Raw genomic sequence first — 22,680 nt, 5'->3', positions numbered from 1 at the left:
TTATGCATTTTTCAAAAAAAGTATCAATTGGGTTTCTTGCCTTTTTCTTTATTCAATCTCTTGCTTATTCCCAGAGACCTGTACTGCAAGAGCCGTGCGCCTTTGAAGGAGATGATTGTGGTGGTAGTGGTGGAAACGTTTCAATTTCCTTGACAGGGCCGAGTACCGTAAACGTAGGAGATTACGATTACTATTATGTAAATGTAAGCGGAGGATATCATTCCAGTAGTACTTACAATGTTAATAAAGGAACAAGCGTAAGCCAAACCAAAACAAGTGTACGGGTGAGATGGACGCAGGGAGGAACTGGAAGTGTAAGTGTACAGGCAATAGTAGACGGCCAGACGTACCTGGCATGGAAGTCTGTAACGATCAATGAACCTCTAAATCCGGGTGCCATTGGTAACGCACAAACTGTGTGTTACAATGGGAATCCTGATGCAATCACAAATACATCCTCAGCTACGGGAGGCAATGGCTCCTATAGCTATCAATGGCAGAAAAAGTCAATTGGATCAATGTGGCAAAATATCTCAGGAGAAAACCTAACGATGTACAATCCTCCCTCTCTTACTACCACAACTGACTATAGGCGAATGGTGCAGTCAAATGGTGAAACTAAATATTCCAACGTTATCCAAGTTACTGTTCGACCTGCATTGGGAGCAGGTGTAATCGGAGGGACACAGACGGTGTGTTATAACGAAGATCCGGGAACACTTAGCAATTCATCATCCCCATCAGGGGGAAATGGCTCTTATAGCTACCAATGGCAACAGCGTTCCCCAGGAGGGAGCTGGAGCAACATTAGTGGAGGGACAAGTAGTACATACAATCCAACTGCTCTTACATCCACAAAGGAGTACCGAAGAAGGGTGCAATCATGTGGTGAAACCAAGTATTCTAATAGGATAACGGTGACTGTTCGACCAGCATTAGATCCTGGTAGTATTGGCAATGCGCAGACAGTATGCGCGAATCAAGATCCCTCGGCTCTTACCAATGTTACCTCTGCATCGGGAGGCAATTTCCCAGAAGATGGAGGGTATGCCTGGCATCAGCGTTCTCCAGGTGGTACCTGGACATCAATTTCCGGTGCTAGTGGTGCAACTTATGATCCGCCACCCTTAGCATCCACCACAGAGTTCAGAAGGCAGATTTATTCATGCGGTGAAACGAAGCATTCAAATATTGTAACCGTGACGGTACGTGCTAGCCTTAATGCAGGTACCATTACCAATGCGCAAACGGTTTGTGCTGGAGAGGATCCATCCGTAATAGGTAGTTCATCCTCAGCCTCCGGTGGCGATAATTCCTATACATACCAATGGCAGCAAAAACCAGAAGGGGGAAGCTGGTCCAACCTGTCCGGTGCGACGGGGTTGACATACGATCCTCCGGTGCTGGCTCAAACCACCGATTATCGAAGGATGGTGCAATCATGCGGAGAGACTGTATATTCCAATGTGATCACCATCAATTCCCACCCATCTTTGACAGCAGGTACAGTCAGCGGATCTCAAGTGTTGTGTGAAGCGGGAGTGCCTAATACACTTACTAGCTCAACGGCGGCAGCAGGAGGAGATGGTACATATACCTATCATTGGGAAAGCCGGGAAGAGATGGGAAGCTGGGTAGTCATCCCAAATACGGATTCTGCTTTCTACACTCCAGGAAGCATATCCATAAATACGGACTTCAGAAGATCGGTTTCATCCTGTGGGGAGACGGTCTATTCCAATGTAGTCTCTGTGACCATTGCTGAACCATCCATGCCGGCAATATCAGCCACATCTACGAATACTTGTGGTCCTAAAACGCTGACCCGGGGTACTCCACCGGCGGGGGAGAGTTGGTTTTGGCAAACTACAGAAAATGGAGAAGACGAAAGTAATGCTGCGATCAACTTGGAAGTATCATCTACCGGAACGTACTATCTGCGATCAAAAACGGATTCGGGGTGCTGGGGGCCAGCTACTAGTGCTATGATAACGGTCAATGACCTTCCACAGCTTCCAATCATAGAAGATGTACAATACACCTTAGATGGAGCGATTCTCACCTCGGGAACACCACCGGCAGGTGAAGAATGGTTCTGGCAAGTGTCAGGTGAGGGTATAGGTGAGGAACACCCGGAAACTTATGTCGCAACAGAGGCTGGGACATACTACCTAAGAAGCAAAGGTTCTAATGGCTGCTGGAGTGAGGCTGCTACTCATACCATCACTGTCGCAGAGCCAACGAACGTAACCACTGAAGCCATTTCAAATGAATCCATTCTCATTAGCTGGAATGGAAACGGAAATGAAACCGGATTTAGCATAAGTCGGTCTGACAGTCCTTCGGGCAGCTACACAGAGGTATATGTTGCCAGTAGTACCGAATCAGAATATTTAGACACAGGGTTGTCTACAGGCACCTCCTATTATTATCGGGTACAAGCCATGCTTGGTGCAGAAAGGTCAGCAGGAACTTCTGCTGTTTCAAGTACGACAGAGCAGACCTTTAATGGAGACGAAAGCCAGGTACATACGCCCCTTTACAATGGTAATATCTCTGCCATGCGATGGAGGGGAGTCAATGATGAGGAAGAGCAAGTGTTTACCTATGGCTATGATGGACTCAACCGCCTTAAAAAAGCCCAATATGCTGCTAGAAATGCCAGTGGCTATGTCAAAAGCAAAGGACACTTCTCCGTACCAAACATTGGGTACGATTTGAACGGAAACATTGATAGCCTGACCCGTCAGGGGTATAATGAGTCCATGAATGCAGATATCATTGATGAGCTCACCTACGACTATCACGATGGAGCTACAGGAAACCAACTGATGGGCGTAACGGACAGCCGAGGGGCAGCAGGTTTTGATGATGGAAATAAAACGGGTGATGATTACGATTATGATGACAATGGGAATCTAACTCAGGATCTGAACAAAGGAATCTCCCTGATTGAATACAACCACCTCAACTTACCAGCAAAAGTAGTGATGTCCCCCTCCGGAGGGGGTTCGGGGGAGGACAATAGAATAGAGTACCTCTACGATGCAGCGGGCATCAAACTTCAACAGAAAGTATACAAGGATGGAACCCTGGAAAAGACCACTGATTATGTAGGGCAATTTATTTATGAAACGGAGGGAGAGGAACCAAGAAAACTTCAGCTGATCCAGCATGAGGAAGGACGTATTGTACCCAAGTATGCGCTCGATGGAACTACGATTGAAAAGTATGATTATCAATACCACCTCAAAGACCACCTGGGTAACGTACGTGTGACGTTCAGTACAGCCCCAGAGAACTATACCCGAGCGGCCACCTTTGAAACGGACAACCTGGCGGAAGAAAGTGATGACTTTGGAAATGTGGAAGCGTACAGAGCCCCGCACCCTACGGGAGGCTATGGGTCACGACTAAACAATCTGACACCATCAGGTCCCTTTGCCGTGCTTACGGTAAACAAAGGAGACACGGTAGACCTGGGAGTAGATGCCTACTATGAAGGTGGAAGTGGCTATTCCTCACCGGTGGATGAGGCCGCATTGATCGATGCACTGGGTACATCGTTCAAGTCTGCCGGTGCGCTGGAGGGAGTTGCTGCAGATGCCATAGACAATGGAGTAGGGGCTGCCATTGCTGCGCTGGGGGTAGGAGCCAGCAACGATGATAATGTGCCCGGTGCGTACCTCAACTACCTGCTGTTTGATAAAGAGATGAACTACCTGGGGGTGGCCGGCTTCACTCAGGTCACCTCTGCGGCGCACCTGAGCCGTGAGCGTCTGGAGCTTACGGATATAATAATAGAGAAGGAAGGCTTTCTGATTGCTTACCTCAGCAATGAAAGTAACTCACCTGACTATGTCTTCTTCGATGACTTCACCGTCTACCACGGCAAGACGAATGTGGTGAGCACACAGGATTACTATCCCTTTGGGCTGACGTTTAATGAAAGTGTGAGGGTGGCTTCTACTCCTAATAACTTTAAGTACAACAGCTTTGAATATATGAAAGACTTGAATTTGAATCTGTATGATTATCAAGCGAGGTATTATGATCCAGCTATTGGAAGGTTTATCAACGTAGACCCTGCTGCTGATTTGATGAGGAGACACTCACCTTACAACTATGCCTTTGATAATCCGATCAGGTTTATTGATCCTGATGGCATGATGCCAAGTACTGGAGGTATTGTTTCTGGCTTGGCAAGTAGAGCTAGAAGTTATGTTGCTAATAAAGTAAAAGAAACAGTTTTGAATGCGGCTGAAGGAGTTAGGAATACAGTGATGAGTTATGCTAGTCAATTAGAAGGAAGTTTTTATGCCACGGGGGAGGTGAAGGCTACATCAGGTGGAACAGGAGCATATGAAGTAAAGGGTTATGGGGCAAAAGCTGATTATGAAAGTGCAGAGATGTTAAAATTGTCCTTTAATTATGACAAAGATGGTTTAGATGGTGAAGCTGTTGGACCACTTTCAAAACCTAACTATGATGGTCCACTGGTTGAAACAACTGGTGCTGAAGGAGGATATATAGTAGCGGCAGGAGCGGAAGAAGAAGTGTCCACTGATTCAAATGGAGTTGTTGTAGGAGAAAGAAAAGAAGGCAGTATTAGTGTTGGTCTATTAGTTGGTATGACGATAACTGGAGAAAACGAGAAGGTTGCTGCTACTGATGAAGCTCCAGCAACTGAAACTAACACTATGAGTGTAGGTTTTGGAGCCAGTGGTGCATTTGGATTGGTTGGAAGGGGTGAGTTTAATTTTGAGGTGGGTTATAAGGTGTCTCATAAGAAGGAGGAAGAATGAGTAAAAAAATACTAGGTGGTGAGTTAACACATATCACAACAAGTATTTGTGTTTTTCTTATGATTTTTTGGCCGACATTAACAATTTTTTTCTATTGGAGAAATCCTCAAACATATGTATTGATAATTTGCTTGATTGGAACTCTTTTCTTCTTTTCAGTTTATCTTATTTACAGGAATTTTGTTCAAGTTAGATTAGAGGGAGATACCATTGTTGTGGCAAAGATTTTTAAGAAGAAAGTTTATGAAAAGTCTGACTTCTTAAGCGTTCAACCTTACTTAGTTCCCCTTGTATATAAGATTACCCTTAAAGATGATTCTTATTTTTTCCTCGCTAATCATACTGATTTTTTGAAATCACTTTTCAAGAGAAAATACTTGATAGATAAAATAACAAATCAGGTTGGCTCCACAGCTTGATTTGTTATTACTTTTTTAGCTCTTCGATGAAGTTATAATCGTAATGAAAATTTTGTACTTGCCATTCAGTGAATGGCTTGTATAGTGTTATTGTGAATCGCAAAGGTTGAACATCAAATTTCAAAAGGAACTCATATTGAGTCAAATTATTCCCCATCGTTTCTGTGCTTACTTGTTCATACCCATAATAATCTCCTAAAGCATTGATAGTTTTTGCAATATCTTCTTTGAGCTTAAGAACGTGAGGATCATCTTTCTTTATCCATTCATTAGTTGAGAATAGATAGTCAATAGCTTTATCGCTATTTTGATGATTAAATGAGTTGAAAAACTCATCAATTATTGGGTTGCTTTGTTCTTCTCTCGTAGAAGAACAATTAGTGAAGATTATTAGTAAAATCAATAGAAATGATGATCTCATGCGAATGCTTTTTTAGCTTTTACGATTTATAACATAAAAGTAACTATAACAATCCTTCCACAACAACCCAAACCCACCCTAGCTAGCGCGCGTTTGCAACGCGTGCAATTAAAGCAACAACGAGTGCTTTTGTCAGATTAGCAAGTCAGGCTATATTTAATGCATGTCTGAGAAGTATAAATTTAATAACCAAAAAGGATTGTACTCTAGCTAGCGCGCGTTCTTTGAATTAAGTAAATCCTCAAGAGCGCTCCTCCCGGATTTATCAATCAATTTTTCACATTTTAAATTTTAAAGTTATGTCTGTAAACTACAAGCTAGTGGAGCGCTTGAATCCAAGGGATTTGACGCAACCCAAGAAGTATTATGCCAGCATCATCAATGGGGATGATATCACGTTCGAGGAGCTGGCCCAATTGATCAGTAGAGTTTCTAACCTGAACTACGGTTCGGTAGTGGGCACGCTTGCCACCCTCGTTGATGTGATCGAGCTTCAGCTCGTGCATGGTCGGCAGGTTAGGTTAAGTGACCTGGGAACCCTGTACCTTAAGCTATCGAGCGAGGGTACTGAAAATGCCGAAGACTTCAAGTCTGGCAATATACGCAAGGCGTCTATTCGATTTCGTCCAGGTAAGCGACTTAAAAAAGTTGCCAGAAACCTGAAGTTTGAAAAGGTTAGCAATGGTAGAGAGGTGGAGGATGTTGAAGGAGATATTGCTGCATAATGGAAAGGTGTAAAGCGTTAGGCTTTGATTCGTAACCCTGTTCAAAATGATTGAATGGGGTTTTGTTTTAGTATAAATCCTTCGACTCATTGAGCTTATGCAATCACTTTATACTAGGAACTGCGGGTTAGTGGACTATGGAAGACTAAGATATTGCGCTTTCATTACTTATTTTATGGGGATAATTCCTCCTTTTATTGATCTTTGTGTGTGCGTTTAATTTTCATTTTTCTGCTACTCAGTATCTATTCAGGTATTTCAGCCCAGGTCAAGGTAGAAGCAACCCCAACGGGCAAACATGCGGCAGCCATCAATCGGGCAAAGCAGTCCAAAGCATCAGCAGAAAGACTAAAGGAACAGGCGGAAGCTCAGAAGCTATACAAAGAGAGGTTTGAGCAGCTAAAGTTGGACTCTGTTCAGCGTGATTCTATGTATTTGCAAGACTTTACCAAAGAGGACTCCTTGGCACTCTCCGGAGTGGTGCTGGATGAGGCAGGTTTTCCTCCAGAGTATAGGGAGCTGATATTGAACCCGCTTGAGATAGAGCCAGAGCTGAGTGCAGATCAAGCGGACAGCATCGCGTTAGCAGAAGCTACGGCAATCCTGAATGAAGAAGCCAGGAAATTTATGCCGGATGAGCTCGGCAATGCTGAGGATCCACTCGCTCAACTGAGTAACCCAGCAGAAGGTATAGACCCACTGCAGAAGCCATCAAAGCCCAATCCCAACCTGGTTAAGCCGGATGCAGCACGCGAGCTGTTTAAGAAGGTGGACCCGGAGCAGTTTCAGGAAGCACAGGCAAACATTCAGAAGCTGAAGAAAAAGTACAGCGAACTACCAGACACCCGCTATCCGGAGGAAGGGAAAAAGCGAAATTCGCTGGAGGATGTGCCCTTCAAGAAGCGGATCTATTTTGGTGGAAACATCAGCTTACAAAGTACAGACCCTTTGATCTTAAGCACCAACCTTCAGCTAGGCTACTGGATCAATAAGAAATGGTTGGGAGGGGTAGGTTTGACCCTTAGAGAGCAGTTCACCTCGGAGGACAGTACGTCCCTAACCACAGGAGATGGCCATGGCTATAGTCTGTTCACCCGATATGATATTCCTAAAGGTTTCTTCGCCTGGGGGGAATCGGAATGGCAGATCGATCGGTCACTCTTCGGTGGCGAACAGCTTGAGTCCAAAGGGTGGCAAAAAGCTTACCTGTTAGGAGTAGGTCGGGAGTTCAAGATTGGATTTGTACAGATGATGTCTATGATCATGTATGATTTCAACTACCAAAACAATGACCTAAATACACGTCCCTGGGTTTTCAGATTGGGCGTAAGGTTTAGCAAGAAGCCGGGGTAGTGAATTTCTTTCATTCCTGTTGTATACTATACTTTAAAGTGCGTCTGTCATGCTGAGTCTGTCGAAGTATGTGGGCGGGAAAATCAATGCAGATCTTCGTTTCACTCAGGATGACATATTAGCTATTCCAAAACGACTTGTCGTTTTACTTTAAATGACTTGACGTTTTAAATGATTGACTTTTTAGGTCATCTGGAAATTGGCTTGTACCCTTGAAAACCCACTAGAAATATTATGCCTTTTTCTGAAATGATCAATCAGCTTTGTACCTTTACCACAACTCTGGCCAAGCAATATACAAACCTGAGAATGTAACAATAAATGAGCTTGTTCGGCGCGCTAGATCACGCCCACTATGGGGATCATCGAATGTGTTGACTTGCATCATAATCCTTCTAATAAGAGGTTTGATATAGGCTAGCCAGAGTTTTTTCATGCAGGCAATATTACTCTGAATGTACTTCCTTTTCCTTCTTCGCTTTTTATCTCGAGCGACCCGTTATGCTTGGCTATAAAAGCCTTACTTAATGTAAGACCAAGTCCCGTTCCTTTTTCTCCTGCGGTTCCTCTTTTTGACATTTCCAACTCCATAGTGTTTATAGCATGAATTTCTTTTGAACTCATTCCAATACCTTGGTCACTTACTTCAATTATAAAATTGCTGTTTTCTTGCCTTCCTGTAATATTTACCTGGCTATCTCTTGGACTATATTTGATTGCATTTGATAGTAAATTCCTTACGATAGTTGAAAACATATTTATGTCTACGATAACTGATAGGTTGTCAGGAATGTTCTTGACGAGTTTTATGTTTTTTTGTTGTGCGACAGAGTGTAGAAGATCAAAATTCTCCTGTACTATTTGATCAACGGACACAGACTCAGGCTTGAATAGGGTTTTATCGCTATTTACCATTGCCCATTGCAGTAGATTTTCCAATAGGTTTAAAATGTTCTTAGCTACAGGGCTCAGTTGTTTAAGTATGGTTTTGGAGTCTTTTAAGGAAATGGCTGAATCTTCCACCAGGTTTATCAGATTTATTATCGATGAAATTGGCCCTTTAAGATCATGGCCAATAATTGACATCAGTCGATTTTTGGTAGCGTTTGATTCTTGTAACGCTTCATTCTGCATCTTAATTACCTGATTTACATTCTTGAGTTTTTCATTCAATTGCTGATATAGCATATAGCGATAAATGGCAACTCCTGCGAAAAGAAATATTAAAGTGTAAATGAAAAGAATTATCCATCGTAGATATGGATTTGGTGATTGGTTGGAGACGTATGCGGTCCCAATTTTAAAAGTCTGATCAAAGACTGTAATTTCAGAAGAAACAAATGTAGTTGGATCAACATCGTAGTTTTTAAAATACTTATCATCTACTCGATCGTGATATACAGTTGTGCCATCATGTACCTGCTCTCTGTCAAAGAAAACTCCGTTTGCATCAGAGAAGCGAAAGACAAAATCTGTTGAATACTCAAGGTTATAAATAGGTTCTATAATATTTCTGAAGTTTAATATAGATGCTATATACCCTATTGGTTTACCCTCCTTAAACACAGGGAAATTAAGCGGTATACCTACCCACCCTTCTACCAGGTTTAAAGGTGGAAAAAGTTTCATATGATCGTTTTGAAGTAGGTTATTCAGTCGTCCAATTTCAACACCATTTCGAAATGACCTTACTGATGTACCAATTAAGTTTCCAGGGTCAATTCGATTTTTTGTGAAGCTGTATACAAATTCATGATCAGTATTTAAAAAGGAAACTATAAGTGAATCTCTAATTTTCAATTCGTCTGTCTGATAAGATAGAAAAAGCCGCAAATCCTCCTGTGATGGAAATGGTTCGACGCTACGGAGATGTGATCTCATACCAGTCATGAGGTATGCGAATCGATTTAGCGATTCTGTGAATGTGTTAACAACAACCTTATGGGCATTTTCAAGATCATTTTCCCTCTTTTTGTATTCATATTCTTGTAGTTGCCTATTGAAATAGTGCGTGATAAAACCTCCCGAAAAAGCAAAGAGTAGAAGCAGGTAAATTTTTCGATCTAGAAATATTTTTAACATTAAAGTATTAATGTAGATTGATTTGTAAATTAATGATATTCAGGCTCATCAAAAATTACCTAATAACGCACCAATGCTCTAAAATTTATGGTTTTTATGATATAGTACTTGAAAACCATTTTTGAATTGTTGTAGTTTTATCATCGCTACGCATTCAAGTATGAAATTTAAATCACTAGCATCCATCGCTTTCCTGCTACTGGCATTTGCCTCGAATGCTCAAATTTGCAAGTATGTGATCAATGATAAAGATCCACTTACGGATGATATCATTCGTACGGTAAAGACAAGACTGACAGGCCCGACACCTTATTATTATTTTTTCTACATCCGAAATGGAAGTGACTATAAGTTTGGCGTTGAGGTCGGAGACTATGGAGAGCTTGAAAATTCAATTCCAAAGGATAGCGAGTTGATCATGCGGGCCGGCAATGGAGAGGTAATCAGAATGAGTGCAATTGAAAGTGCATCGCCTCAGATCATCACTGATTTTGGAACAAAGATTACTCGCTATGAAGTCACCTATCAGATGACGGAAGAAAACATGATGGCGATAGCAGAGTCAGGGATCGTTTTCATTCGGATCAAGGATATGAAAAACTCATTTAGCGATCAGGAAATACCAGCCGCTGTGGTTCAGATTTCGAAGGAAAACGCCGAGTGTATTTTTAAGTAATTAAAGATTCTCTTCCACCAGTTCTTTCCAGTTGAGTTCGAACTTTTTTTCCTCGAAACCATCAGGTAAATCATAGGAAAGGGCACCCTCGATTCTATTCTTTGAATTTGGGTGTGTCATGATTATCTCCAAATCATCGGGGTAGGTCTTTTCTTCAGCTTTAAGCTTGGTGAAAAAGTGGGCTAATCGCGCAGGATTAAGTTGAGCCTTCACCATTAATTTGTAAGCAAACTCATCAGCTTCGCGTTCTTGTTTTCTATCAAATCCACTGGATATAAGAAGTTTTGAAATCTCCGAAATCATCACCGCATCACCACCTGTGAGTACGGCTACTAACACACTCAGCCCCAGTTCTTTCATGAGTCTGTCCACCAGATCACCATTTTCATGATGTCCAATTTCATGCGCAAGAATGCCTGCCAATTGCTCCGGATTATCCACAAATTTTAAAAGACCAGAGAACATATAGATGTGTCCATCTATGGTTGCAAAGGCATTGATTTCACTACTGTTATCAATAAGATGAAACTTATATTCATACTTCTTGGGATTCAGCGAATCCAATAGCCTTGTTGTAATCGGTGTAATGAGCTTATTGGTAATGGAATCATCATAAAACTCATAAGCATCTTCCAGATCTTCCATGATCAGATCAGCCAGATCTTTCTCGCGCTCTTTACTCAAGCGAAAGTCAGCATCAGGCATACTCAATGGACGCCAGGTGAAGGCAAGCCAGATAAGTCCAAAAATTAAAATGAGGATGAGTAGCTCACGCCAAATTTTCATCGAGGGGGCAGATTTTGATTTTTTTGTTCATTCACTTCTTTGATCTTAAAGACCGTCTCGTAAGAGAGTCTTCCGAAAAAGAGGAAGTAATACATTCTTCCTTTTTTGGCTTTGACAGCTCCAATGATGCTAAATACGAAATAAGCAAGATTAAAGATGAGTGCCATGATCACATATCCTTTGAAGTTGTCAGTCAGCTCCCAATCAAAAAAGTATATGCGTATGCCCCAGAATACACCGATGGCATTGATGATGGTTGTAGGAAGCTGGCTAATAAGAGACTGAAGGGAATGAAAATGCACAAACAGACCTTTCGATCTGTTTGTGAAATAGTAAATGATTGCTGCGAGAAGGTTGATGATTGGTAGGGGTAATCCTACTGCTACAGATGCAAACATCATGAGGTATGATCCCATAGCGTCATCTTTTTCTCTCTCGCTCAGCTCATTTGGCTGTGGTATTGGATGATATTTTTCGCTCATGGTTTTCCTGAAAATGGAGGGTATTCATCAGTCATAAATGACATGTAAACATTAACTCGGGTGCTCCACCGAATAGTTCCAACATTGAATTCATGCCAGCTTTGAGGATAGTTTGCAGTGAAAAGCACCGCCCACCATGCTAGAAATTGAAGTACCATAGAGGCGATTGATCTAAAGATGAGCATGAATCCATGTGGTAGTATTACGTAAATAAACCCAAAGAAGAATCTCAAAAGCAGAGTACCTCTGCTCAGTCTCTCAGGGTATGGAATTTCTAATGTGGTAAATTCATCAGTTCCATTAATTCCAAAGGATGGATATCCATCACATAGATTGTTAAGCCTCGCATTTACGCGCAAGTTCCATCTGTAAAGTCCTTCCTGAAATTCGAAAAAGCTTTGAGGATACTTGCCTGTAAAAAGCACAATCCAGAAGGAAATGAATGAAAGGACGGAACCCCAAAGGGATACGAAAATCAATAGAAAAATGTGTGGAAGAGCGATGTAGATAGCTCCAAAAATAGATCGAAGCAAAAGCTCTCCTCGAGAGTATCGCTCCTGATACTTGATGTCTAATTTCATAAGTGTTTGGTTAGGTTTATTCAGGTAATTTATAAAGTCAGGAGAAATTTAGAAACCCTTGAAAAGAAAAAAGCCCCGAATTGCTTCAGGGCTCACTTCTATCAGCTCTTAATAGCTTAACCTAATGTATTATGAGTTGTGATAGATGTTTCTTACAGCAAAGAAAGTGCCGAAGTGTCATTAAGTACAACCTTTTTATAGACATTCTTAAATTCTTTTTAGTTGGGATTAAGTCGATGTAGTTAAAAACAAAAAGCCTTGGAATCATTCCAAGGCTTTCGAAATGCTTTGAGGCTGAATTACTCTGCAATACCTTCCAAATCCAGCAAAAATGCGTATTGGAGTGCTGTTGTTTTGTAGCGCTTAAATCTACCCGAAGCTCCTCCATGACCAGCTTCCATATCAGTATCCAAAATCAACAGATTTTGATCTGTCTTCATGTCCCGAAGCTTGGCTACCCATTTTGCTGGTTCCCAGTATTGCACTTGCGAGTCAAATAAGCCAGTGGTTACGAGCATATTTGGATAGTCTTGGTTAGACACCTGATCATATGGTGAATAGGACATCATATATTCATACGACTCCAGTTCTTTAGGATTACCCCACTCGTCAAACTCATTAGTGGTTAGTGGAATGCTTTCGTCCCACATGGTTGATACTACATCCACAAAAGGAACCGCTGCAAGTACTCCATTGTAAAGTTCGGGAGCAAGATTGACAACCGCACCCATAAGCAAGCCTCCTGCACTGCCTCCCTGTGCATAAAGATGCTCAGCAGAAGTATACTTTTCCTCTATCAGGAATTTTGAACAATCAATGAAGTCATTGAATGTGTTCATCTTTTTGAACATTTTACCATCTTCATACCATTGGCGTCCCATCATCTGTCCACCACGGATGTGTGCTATTGCAAAAGCAAAGCCTCTATCAAGCAGGCTCAACCTCACCGAACTGAAGCTCGCATCAATCGTAGCACCGTATGATCCATACCCATACTGTAGGAGAGGGCCTTTTCCATTTTTCTTAAATCCTTTCTTGTAGACAATGGATATCGGAATCTTCACACCATCACGTGCGGTGGCCCAAAGGCGCTCTGTCACATAGTCTTCAGGGTTGTGCCCACCAACTACTTCTTGCTGCTTCATTAGTGTTTTTTCCTTCGTGTCCATGTTATAGTCAAACGTGGAATTAGGAGTAGTCATAGACGTGTATCCGAAGCGAAGAATATTCGTGTTGAACTCAGCATTGGTTGAGATATAGGCATTGTATGCTGGCTCACCAAAATCCAAATAGTGCTCATCTCCTGAGGTTTGGTTGATTATGCGCAAGTTGCTTAAGCCATTTTTGCGCTCATCTACCACCATGAAATTGTTGAACAGCTCAATACCTTCAAGCAGGACATCTTCTCTATGAGCGATCACTTCCTTCCAATTCTCCTTGCCCGTTGCATTGGCTGGAGTTTCCATTAGGCGGAAATTAGTGGCATCCCAGTTTGTCACGATGTAGAATTTGTCTTCGAAGTGAGCGATGCTATACTCATGAGCTTTCTCATCTCTAGGGATGAATTGCTGGAAATCTCCGCGAGGATTATTCGCGTCAAGAATATGATAGTCACTCACAAGTGTGCTGCTGTTCCAGATGATTACATAATCATCAGATTTGGATTTGTATACACCTATATAAAAAGAAGGGTCTTTCTCGTGATAAACCATCACATCGGTCTCCGGTTGAGATCCCAACTCGTGACGATAGATTTTTTCAGAAAGGAGAGATACCTTGTTTTTAGAAGTGTAAAAAAAGGTCTTGTTGTCGTTTGCCCATGCTCCACCTCCGGTAGTATTTTCAATTTGATCGTCAATCATCTCACCAGTTTCGAGATTCTTAAATCTGATGGTGTAGATTCTTCGGCTTAGCGTGTCCTCAGCGAATGCTAGAATTTTATTATCAGGGCTTACATTTAATCCTCCTGCTGCATAATAATCATATCCCTCTGCCAGTTCATTTACGTTGATTAGGATTTCTTCCTTAGCATCCAGGGTTCCTTTTTTACGGCAGTAGATTGGGTACTCACCGCCTTCTTCATATCTGGTGTAATACCAGTATCCATTCGACAGGTATGGGACAGATTCATCTGTCTGCTTGATTCTGCCTACGATTTCATCATATAGTTTTTGCTGGAGATCTTCTGTGTGAGACATTACCGTTTTGGTGTAATCATTCTCTGCATTCAGGTAGTCTAGTACTTGCTGGGTATGATTGTCTGGCGTTTCCGCTCTTTTTTGATCATCGGTCAAACGCATCCAGAAGTATGGATCTACTCTGGTTTGTCCATGTTCTTTCAAAATGGTATCAGCCTTCGCTGCAACTGGTGCATCAGGTCTCATAGGTTTTTCTTCAGTTGTTTGATTGGTACATGCTGCAAGCAGGATGAATACTGCAAGCAAAATGAATGATTGAATGTTTTTCATTTGAGTGAGTTTTAGGCTGGTTAAGTTCCAAATACATGCGAATTTATCCTAATTGCATTACATGATCGGTACCATTCGTAGATAAATCAATTTTGGAAAATGTTCCTACATTTAAACCAACCTAATTGTGAATTGATGAAAATCTACCTCTATTTTTCTTTCTTCTTATGGGCTATTTTTCTTAAAGCACAATCACCTTTAGCATTAGATTCATTGGAAGAAAAACTTGGTAATGAAGACCCATCATCACAAGTCTATGTCAAAATACTAATGGCTATGTCGGATGAATTGCGTCAAGTAAATCCCGATAGTTCTCTTCACACTGCCACCCGCGCTTTTAACGTAATCAATCAACATGGATATAACGAGCTTAGGGCATCTGCACTTCACCGAATAGCTACTGCTCATAACTTTCTTGGTAATTATGATACTTCAGTTGTGATCAGCTTTGAAGCTATCGAAGAGGGTAAAAAATTGTCAGATAAGGGTCCCCTCATGAAGGCTTTAAATGGACAAGCAATCAATTTTTACTATCTAAATGACTTGGATAAAGCCGCTGAATATTTTGGGAAATGTTATGATGTGGCTTTGGAAGAAGGAGATGAATTAGAGGCTGCTAATGCCTTGCAGAATATTGGTCTTGTTAAAGGTATTTTAGGAGATGTGACTTCTGAAATCGAAAATTATCAGGAAGCAAGGAAGGCAATGGTTAATTTGGGATTTGAAGAGGGTGTCGCAAATATTGACATGAACATAGGGACCGCTTATGTCTCTTTGAGAAAATTTCAGGAGGGTCTTGAGGCATTTGAAAAAGCAAAAGTAGTATTTGAAAAGTTGGGGCATCAGGCAGCACTTTGCGTTATTCATACCAACCTCGCTGAAACTAATCTTATGATTGGAAACTTTAAGAAAGCTGAGCAAAATGCCCTTCTTTCTATATCGATTGCTGAAGAACTATCATTATCTAATGAGAAAAAATACACCCTGGAAATACTCAGCAGAGTTTACGAGTCTTTAGGAGACTATCGGAAAGCATTTTCGACCTTAAAAGAATATCAATTGCTAAAGGATAGTATCTTCCAGAACGAGAAGTTGAAGCAAATAGAAGAGCTCAAGGTTGCATATGAAACGCAGCAAAAAGAGGATGATATTGCTCTTCTGAATACATCTAATGAACTGAAAGATGCTAGAATTAAGCAACAACGTTTTTTTTTGATACTTCTGATAGGAGGGACAGTCCTATTCTTAGTACTGGTATTTACACTCCATAATCGATACAAGCTGAAGAAAAAAAGTGACGAAGAAAAAGCACTCCTATTAAAGGAAATCCATCACAGGGTTAAGAATAATCTTCAGATCATTGAAAGCTTGCTGAGCCTGCAGGATCGGACAAAAGGAGATCGCAAACCGGAAGATCTTTTGAAAATTAGTCAGGACAGGATACACGCCATTTCAACTATTCATGAGAAACTTTATCAATCTGAAACCCTCAAGGAAATAAACTTTAATACATACCTGAAGGACTTGATTTCACATTTCTCAACATCATATGCAGCTAATGAAGTGACGTTCAAAACGAAAATTGAGGAGGTGAACTTAGATCTGGATCAATTGATACCTTGTGGCCTGATTGTAAACGAACTTGTGACCAATAGTCTGAAATATGCATTTGATAAGACGGATAATCCAGTGATTGAAGTAAGCGGAGAAACTAGTGATGATATCTATATATTAAAGATTAGCGACAATGGATGCGGTTTTGAAAATAGTGAAACAAATACCTCGATTGGTTTAAAGCTGGTTCACTCACTTGTGAATCAAATGAATGGGATGATTAGTAAATTGAAGAGTGAGGGAACTAGTTATCAGATTTCATTTAAACCTCAATGAAAAATTATGAAATTTTAATAGTAGAAGACGAGGCAGCTATTGCACTCGATATTGAAATGAGATTGGTGACTTTGGGTTACCAGGTGATGGGGATAGCTCCATATCCAAGCAAAGCAATAGAATTGCTTGATGGAAAATGTCCTGATCTTGTTTTGATGGATATTAACCTGAAGGGTAGCGATGAGGGTATTGAGCTAGCCGAAGAGATCATGGTACGTTGGCGGGTGCCAGTAGTTTTTCTAACCGCTCATTCGGATCTTCATACTTTTAAAAAGGCGCTTACTATTAATCCATATGGATATGTCTCAAAACCTTTTAAAGATGATGATTTGCGTAACACCATTGAGCTGGCTTTACATAATCATACCAATTCTATCGTTGTTCCAGTGAAGGCAAATAGTCAGAATGATTCGATCTTTGTAAAAGATGGATCAGGACTTATCCAGTTAAAATTTGCTGAAATTAGATGGATACGAGCATATGACACTTATTGTAAAGTTTACCTGAATGATAATGAGTACGTAGTAAATCTCCTTTTGAAGGAATTTGATCAAAAACTTCCCGCAGATTTCATCAGGGTTCATCGCTCATTTATAGTATCGGCATCTCATATCACCAAAATCACCACAGATACTATTTTGATTGATAAACAGGAAATCCCAATTGGGAAAGCTTACAAGGAATCACTCCTAAAGTTTCTGAATATCTAAATCACTTACTTGAAAAAACTTACTTGAAAAAGAAGTGCATTCACTTGCTGAATGATGTAGTTCACTTGTTTTTTTCAAAGCGAGTGAAATGACAAAGTAGATTCATGTGAAAATCAAATCCTTAATCACATGAAAAAAATCAAGATACTCATCTTTCTAAGTCTGATTCCTTTTTTGGTCCTGGCACAAAAGAATTGTATAGATGATTTTGAGTTTGACCCACAAGGAAACATCCTCAGCGGACTATGCGCGGGTATGTCAATCACTACAGGAAGTCAAAATGTTATACTTGGCAATGACGCGGGGGTTCAGATAACTACCGGGTCAAGAAATATTCTTTTTGGTTTCCGTAGTGGTGTCTCAATGAATGCATTTGATAATGTGTTCATCGGAGAAAAGACCGGTGAAAACAATACCCAATCAGGCAATGTATTCATTGGGTCTTCAGCAGGAGCGTCAAATACCAGCGGGCTGGGTAATGTTTATGTTGGTCTACAAGCTGGACAAGCAAGTACAGTCAGTGGCTTTAATACTTTCGTTGGTCACTTTTCTGGAACTAGTAATACTGTGGGCGGGCATAATACATTCTTAGGCTCTTCTGCCGGTGAGTCCAATATAGATGCCAGTGAAAATACGTTTGTTGGAAGTTTTTCAGGCAGAAACAATAGTATGGGCTCCAAGAATAGTTTTCTCGGAAAATCAGCAGGTGAAATGAATACCATTGGAGCTGAAAATGTCTTTATTGGGTTTAATTCAGGTTTTGCTAATAGAAGTACCGGCGGGAACACCTTCATAGGTGCATTTTCTGGCGCATCGAACAACTCTTTTGCAAATACAATGGTGGGGTCTCATGCAGGTGAAAATAACTCCAGTGGTAACAGAAATACATTTATTGGTAAGGATGCCGGTTTTACCAATACCAATGGGTCATATAACGTATTTGTAGGAGAGTCAGCAGGTAGGGGTCACGATGGTGGAAATTATAATATTTTTTTAGGACACAAAGCAGGCAATATTAATGGTGCAAGCCACAATATATTCATTGGACATAATTCAGGAATTAACAATAGTAGAGGCGGAGCAAATGTATTTCTGGGTTCACGATCCGGATTTGAAAATACCACAGGAAGTGAAAATACATTTATAGGACATGGAGTGGCTGCTTCAAATACTGATGGATCTGAAAACACCTTCATTGGAAGCTACACAGGGCAACTGAATGATACTGGGAGCGGCAATACGTTTGTTGGTGCTCAAAGTGGTTCAGCTAATACTGATGAGTTTCAAAATACCTATGTAGGAACGTTTGCAGGTAAAGACGCCACATCAAGCACAAATACATTCGTAGGTTATAATGCCGGTAAAAACAGTAATAGTGGAGGTAACACTTATATCGGATCATTATCTGGGCAAAACAATCAAGGCGGATTAAATACATTCGTTGGAAAGTATTCCGGGCAGTTAACCAATAATAGTTATACAACAATCATTGGAGCCGAGGCTGCAAATAAACATCAAAGAGGGGACGGCAATGTGATCATTGGAACCAGAGCAGCATACAATAATGAGACAGGAGAATACAATACCATTGTTGGAACAAGTGCAGGTTTCAATGCCACCGGTTCACGCAATGTCTTCATTGGTCCGTCAAGTGGATTCAATGAGACAGAAAATTACAAATTGCGAATTGAAAACATTTGGAGTCTTATTTATGGTGACTTTCAAAAAAAGCATGTAGCTATTGGAGCAGTCACCACCGCCGCGCAACAAAATGCTTACACATTATATGTCAATGGCGATGTGTATACCACCGGTACGTATTTACCTTCAGACAGAAGACTAAAGAAAAATATCAAGTCCATCAATTCGCCTCTGCAGCTGGTCAATCAAATGGAGGGAAGATCGTATGAATACAAGCAGGATGGTAAAGCAGCATCGGGTGAGAGTAACTCTACCCGACTTCCTACTGGCACACAAGTAGGCTTCATAGCACAGGATCTGAAAGAGATTTTCCCGGAGGCCATCCGAGCAGATGAAGATGGCGTGCTGGCAGTGAATTATACAGCGGTCATTCCTATTCTTGTCGAGGCGATCAAGGAGCTATCAATGGAAGTAGAAAACTTGAAGAGTCAATTAGCTGGAGCGAAAGGTGATGTGGAAGATATCTCTTCGGATGTGCTTGACCTGGACACCCATTCAGAAGGGTTTGGTCTGAATCAGAATTATCCGAATCCTACCAGCACTGAGACAACCATTCGCTATGAATTGCCCAATGATTTCAATGGATCAGCCCGACTTATAGTATTTGATCTGCAGGGAAGAAAGGTGAAGGAGATCAAAGATCTTAGGGGTGGCACACACCAAATGATCTTAAACAAACTTGAGCTGGGAACTGGCATCTTCACATATGCGCTGATCGCCAATGGGGAGGTGGTTAGTACTAAAAAGATGCTTATTGAATAACTCACCAAATTGCTACATCTGATAGCAACCTAGTAGTAGCCCCTTGAATCGTTCAAGGGGCTTTTTTCTTACTTAAACATCTCACTTACAACCAGGTCTTTCGATCCAGGGGTGTATTTGTAAAATCCTTCACCAGTTTTGGCACCAAGGTATCCAGCAGTCACCATGTTGACCAATAGGGGACATGGAGCATATTTCGGATTTCCAAAGCCTTCGTACAATACATTCATGATTGAAAGGCATACATCCAGTCCAATGAAGTCAGCTAAATGAAGGGGACCCATCGGGTGAGCCATACCAAGCTTCATCACCGTGTCGATTTCCTCTACACCTGCCACTCCTTCATGTAAAGTGATGATCGCTTCGTTGATCATTGGCATGAGGATTCTGTTTGCTACAAAACCCGGATAATCATTTACCTCAACAGGAACCTTTCCAAGATTTTTACTCATCTCCATGATGGTAGCTGTTGTCTCATCAGAAGTAGCATACCCTCTGATAACCTCAATCAGCTTCATTACTGGTACAGGATTCATGAAGTGCATACCTATGACCTTGTCAGGCCGCTTGGTTGCAGCTGCAATTTTGGTGATGGATATGGATGAAGTATTAGTAGATAGAATAGCACTCGTAGGAGCATGCGCATCCATCGATTCAAAAATCTTCTTTTTGATATCGAAATTCTCAGTTGCGGCTTCCACCACAAGATCAGCTTGTTTCACACCTTCTTCAGTAGAAGTAAAGGTGGTTATATTTTTTAAAGCCGCTTCTTTATCTGCTTCAGTTATTTTCTCTTTCTGAACCATCCGGTCCAGATTCTTGGAGATGGTATCTAATGCCTTTTCCAATGCCGCTTCATTGATATCAATTAGAGCTACTTTATAGCCACTTTGGGCAAACACGTGCGCGATACCATTACCCATAGTACCGCTTCCAATTACTGATATATTCTTCATTTATTAAGCGTTCTTTCCTACACAATTCAAGTCTTCAAAAGCAATTTTCAATCGATCTACGAATGATTTTTCTGCCTCTCTGATCCAAACACGGGGATCGTAGTTCTTTTTGTTTGGTTTGTCATCACCCTCAGGATTTCCAATTTGCCCCTGCAGATATCCTTCTTTAGCCTGATAGTAGTTTTTCACTCCATCCCAGTATGCCCATTGAAGGTCTGTGTCGATGTTCATTTTAATGGCTCCATATGAGATCGCTTCTCTGATTTCATCACGTGAGGAACCGGAACCACCGTGGAATACGAAGTTTACAGGGTTCTTGCCTGTGTTGTGTTTTTCCTGAATGTGATCTTGAGAGTTTTTCAAGATGATAGGTGTAAGCTTCACATTCCCAGGTTTGTATACACCATGAACGTTTCCGAATGCTGCTGCTATGGTGAAGTTGTCACTTACTTCTTTCAATTTCTCGTATGCATACGCTACCTCCTCAGGCTGAGTGTATAGCATCGAGTTATCTATGCCTGTATTATCTACACCGTCTTCTTCACCACCGGTTACTCCAAGCTCTATCTCAAGGGTCATCCCCATCTTATCCATTCGCTTGAAGTATTCTACACAAGTAGCAATGTTGTCTTCAATTGGCTCTTCGGAAAGATCTAGCATGTGAGAGGAGTAAAGAGGCTTTCCAGTTTGAGCAAAATGCTTTTCACCTGCATCCAAAAGGCCGTCAATCCATGGAAGAAGTTTTCTAGCAGCATGATCGGTATGAAGGATCACAGTCACACCATAAGCTTCAGCCAACTGATGTACGTGGTGTGCACCAGCAATACCTCCGGCAATTGCTGCGGCCTGACCATCGTTAGAAAGACCTTTGCCAGCCATGAATGCAGCTCCACCATTGGAAAATTGGATCATCACAGGTGAATTTATATCTCTGGCTGCCTCCAGTACAGCATTAACAGTACTTGAGCTTGTTACATTGACTGCAGGTAGTGCAAAGTCATTTTCGTTGGCATAGTTGAGAAGGTCTGTAACCTCCTGTCCGGTAAGTACACCAGGTCTGAATTTCATCGGTTAAAATTTTGAGAGTTATGACAGAATTTTATTCCGCAAATATAACTTGTCGCCGATGGAATGAAAACGATGTGGTTATGCTTCGTGGTAGGCCTGCTGGATTGTGGTTGGTTCAATTTTAGGATCGGAATCAATCAATTGAGATTCCTTATCCCACTTGTAGGCAGCTACAGCGAAAAGGATGACCAGGTAAAGAAGTTTGATTAGGATTTTCCACTTCATGACTTCTTGGACACACCTTTGGGGCCAATGGTTTAAAAAGGTTTTAAAAAATGACGGTTTGTGGACGAATGTGGGTATTTCTTAGACGAAAAAAAATGACGCAACACACTGATTTTGAGTTTTTTGACCTTTGAGTTGCGCCATAATCCTTGCATTACTTGTCGTCCATTTCTTTTTTCATCATTGCATAGTAGATCAGGAAGCCAATTGAAATACATACGGCTTCAATTCCATAAGGCATTGCTTCATCACCGTCTAGCCCCATAGAGTCAATGATGATAAGACCTAAACCACCGAAGAGAACGATCAGACCCCACTTTAGTGCGCTCTGTTTGTTGTCTTGTTTCTTGAAAAGATTTGCTGTTTCAGGGTTTACCATGTCTTTATCAATTAGCTTCTTTTTTAATGAGTAGTTTGTAAGTGTGGATACAAAGAGTATCACCGATCCGAATACGGATATAATGGCAATCATTGGTATTAAATCATGCATAATTGTATAATTTTTAGTTGAACATTTTCTCGTATGACAAGGAGTTGATTCAAGAATGTTGCACTCTAAAAAAATATTTT

The 22,680-nt window shown here is 41.2% G+C and carries 18 protein-coding genes; 8 read left to right on the top strand and 10 right to left on the bottom strand.

The genetic code is table 11. The features are described 5' to 3' along the window. Nucleotides 1-2: 2 nt before the first annotated feature. Nucleotides 3-4,805 (top strand): RHS repeat-associated core domain-containing protein, encoded by a 4,803-nt coding sequence (locus ACEQZT_RS00880; RefSeq protein ID WP_370086304.1) that lies wholly within the window; start codon nt 3-5, stop codon nt 4,803-4,805. Next, nucleotides 4,802-5,224 carry a hypothetical protein gene (locus ACEQZT_RS00875; RefSeq protein ID WP_370086302.1) on the top strand — a complete coding sequence of 141 codons (423 nt, stop codon included), beginning with the start codon at nt 4,802-4,804 and terminating at the stop codon, nt 5,222-5,224. Before ACEQZT_RS00880 ends, ACEQZT_RS00875 begins: the two co-directional genes overlap by 4 nt. Before the next feature lie 7 nt (nt 5,225-5,231). Here the strand turns inward: ACEQZT_RS00875 and ACEQZT_RS00870 are convergent, their stop codons facing one another. Next, nucleotides 5,232-5,645, bottom strand: coding sequence for a hypothetical protein (locus ACEQZT_RS00870; RefSeq protein ID WP_370086300.1), 414 nt, complete (start codon nt 5,643-5,645; stop codon nt 5,232-5,234). A 299-nt stretch (nt 5,646-5,944) separates the two neighbouring features. On the opposite strand from ACEQZT_RS00870, the gene ACEQZT_RS00865 reads away from it, so the two are divergent. Together ACEQZT_RS00865 and ACEQZT_RS00860 are read left to right on the top strand one after the other, a co-directional pair. Then, nucleotides 5,945-6,370, top strand: a complete 426-nt coding sequence (locus ACEQZT_RS00865; RefSeq protein ID WP_370086298.1) for an HU family DNA-binding protein — start codon at nt 5,945-5,947, stop codon at nt 6,368-6,370. A 210-nt stretch (nt 6,371-6,580) separates the two neighbouring features. Next, on the top strand, nt 6,581-7,723 hold the full coding sequence (locus ACEQZT_RS00860) for a hypothetical protein (protein WP_370086296.1): 1,143 nt from the start codon (nt 6,581-6,583) through the stop codon (nt 7,721-7,723). 432 nt (nt 7,724-8,155) lie between these two features. Here the strand turns inward: ACEQZT_RS00860 and ACEQZT_RS00855 are convergent, their stop codons facing one another. Next, nucleotides 8,156-9,805 (bottom strand): ATP-binding protein, encoded by a 1,650-nt coding sequence (locus ACEQZT_RS00855; protein ID WP_370086294.1) that lies wholly within the window; start codon nt 9,803-9,805, stop codon nt 8,156-8,158. 160 nt (nt 9,806-9,965) lie between these two features. On the opposite strand from ACEQZT_RS00855, the gene ACEQZT_RS00850 reads away from it, so the two are divergent. Continuing rightward, on the top strand, nt 9,966-10,481 hold the full coding sequence (locus tag ACEQZT_RS00850; RefSeq protein WP_370086292.1) for a hypothetical protein: 516 nt from the start codon (nt 9,966-9,968) through the stop codon (nt 10,479-10,481). On the opposite strand, the gene ACEQZT_RS00845 is transcribed toward ACEQZT_RS00850, so the two are convergent. The 4 genes from ACEQZT_RS00845 to ACEQZT_RS00830 all read right to left on the bottom strand — a co-directional run bounded on the left by ACEQZT_RS00845 (nt 10,482) and on the right by ACEQZT_RS00830 (nt 14,798). Beyond that, the gene (locus ACEQZT_RS00845) at nt 10,482-11,267 is read right to left on the bottom strand and encodes a M48 family metallopeptidase (protein WP_370086291.1); all 786 of its coding nucleotides are present in this window, start codon (nt 11,265-11,267) and stop codon (nt 10,482-10,484) included. Next, nucleotides 11,264-11,749, bottom strand: a complete 486-nt coding sequence (locus tag ACEQZT_RS00840) for a DUF4870 domain-containing protein (protein WP_370086289.1) — start codon at nt 11,747-11,749, stop codon at nt 11,264-11,266. The genes ACEQZT_RS00845 and ACEQZT_RS00840 overlap by 4 nt, the downstream gene beginning before the upstream one ends. Further along, complete coding sequence (locus ACEQZT_RS00835) at nt 11,746-12,330, bottom strand: DUF4389 domain-containing protein (protein WP_370086287.1); 585 nt, start codon at nt 12,328-12,330, stop codon at nt 11,746-11,748. Before ACEQZT_RS00835 ends, ACEQZT_RS00840 begins: the two co-directional genes overlap by 4 nt. A gap of 299 nt (nt 12,331-12,629) precedes the next feature. Further along, complete coding sequence (locus ACEQZT_RS00830) at nt 12,630-14,798, bottom strand: S9 family peptidase (protein WP_370086286.1); 2,169 nt, start codon at nt 14,796-14,798, stop codon at nt 12,630-12,632. Nucleotides 14,799-14,933: 135 nt separating this feature from the next. On the opposite strand from ACEQZT_RS00830, the gene ACEQZT_RS00825 reads away from it, so the two are divergent. The 3 genes from ACEQZT_RS00825 to ACEQZT_RS00815 all read left to right on the top strand — a co-directional run bounded on the left by ACEQZT_RS00825 (nt 14,934) and on the right by ACEQZT_RS00815 (nt 19,861). Further along, nucleotides 14,934-16,688 carry a histidine kinase dimerization/phosphoacceptor domain -containing protein gene (locus tag ACEQZT_RS00825; protein ID WP_370086284.1) on the top strand — a complete coding sequence of 585 codons (1,755 nt, stop codon included), beginning with the start codon at nt 14,934-14,936 and terminating at the stop codon, nt 16,686-16,688. Then, entirely contained in the window at nt 16,685-17,398 is a 714-nt protein-coding gene (locus tag ACEQZT_RS00820; RefSeq protein ID WP_370086283.1) for a LytR/AlgR family response regulator transcription factor, read from the top strand. The genes ACEQZT_RS00825 and ACEQZT_RS00820 overlap by 4 nt, the downstream gene beginning before the upstream one ends. A gap of 129 nt (nt 17,399-17,527) precedes the next feature. Beyond that, on the top strand, nt 17,528-19,861 hold the full coding sequence (locus tag ACEQZT_RS00815) for a tail fiber domain-containing protein (protein WP_370086282.1): 2,334 nt from the start codon (nt 17,528-17,530) through the stop codon (nt 19,859-19,861). 68 nt (nt 19,862-19,929) lie between these two features. On the opposite strand, the gene ACEQZT_RS00810 is transcribed toward ACEQZT_RS00815, so the two are convergent. From ACEQZT_RS00810 to ACEQZT_RS00795, 4 genes are all read right to left on the bottom strand, one after another. Further along, nucleotides 19,930-20,817: a 3-hydroxybutyryl-CoA dehydrogenase gene (locus tag ACEQZT_RS00810; protein WP_370086281.1), complete on the bottom strand. Its 888-nt coding sequence runs from the start codon at nt 20,815-20,817 to the stop codon at nt 19,930-19,932. 3 nt (nt 20,818-20,820) lie between these two features. Continuing rightward, on the bottom strand, nt 20,821-21,885 hold the full coding sequence (gene fbaA / locus ACEQZT_RS00805; protein ID WP_370086280.1) for a class II fructose-bisphosphate aldolase: 1,065 nt from the start codon (nt 21,883-21,885) through the stop codon (nt 20,821-20,823). A 78-nt stretch (nt 21,886-21,963) separates the two neighbouring features. Next, nucleotides 21,964-22,110, bottom strand: a complete 147-nt coding sequence (locus tag ACEQZT_RS00800; protein WP_370086279.1) for a hypothetical protein — start codon at nt 22,108-22,110, stop codon at nt 21,964-21,966. A gap of 154 nt (nt 22,111-22,264) precedes the next feature. Beyond that, nucleotides 22,265-22,600, bottom strand: a complete 336-nt coding sequence (locus ACEQZT_RS00795) for a DUF6249 domain-containing protein (protein ID WP_370086278.1) — start codon at nt 22,598-22,600, stop codon at nt 22,265-22,267. Nucleotides 22,601-22,680: the final 80 nt, after the last annotated feature.

The organism is Ekhidna sp., assembly GCF_964218185.1.
Taxonomy (GTDB): Bacteria; Bacteroidota; Bacteroidia; order Cytophagales; family Cyclobacteriaceae; genus Ekhidna.
This window is presented reverse-complemented; position numbering and strand designations above follow the sequence as displayed.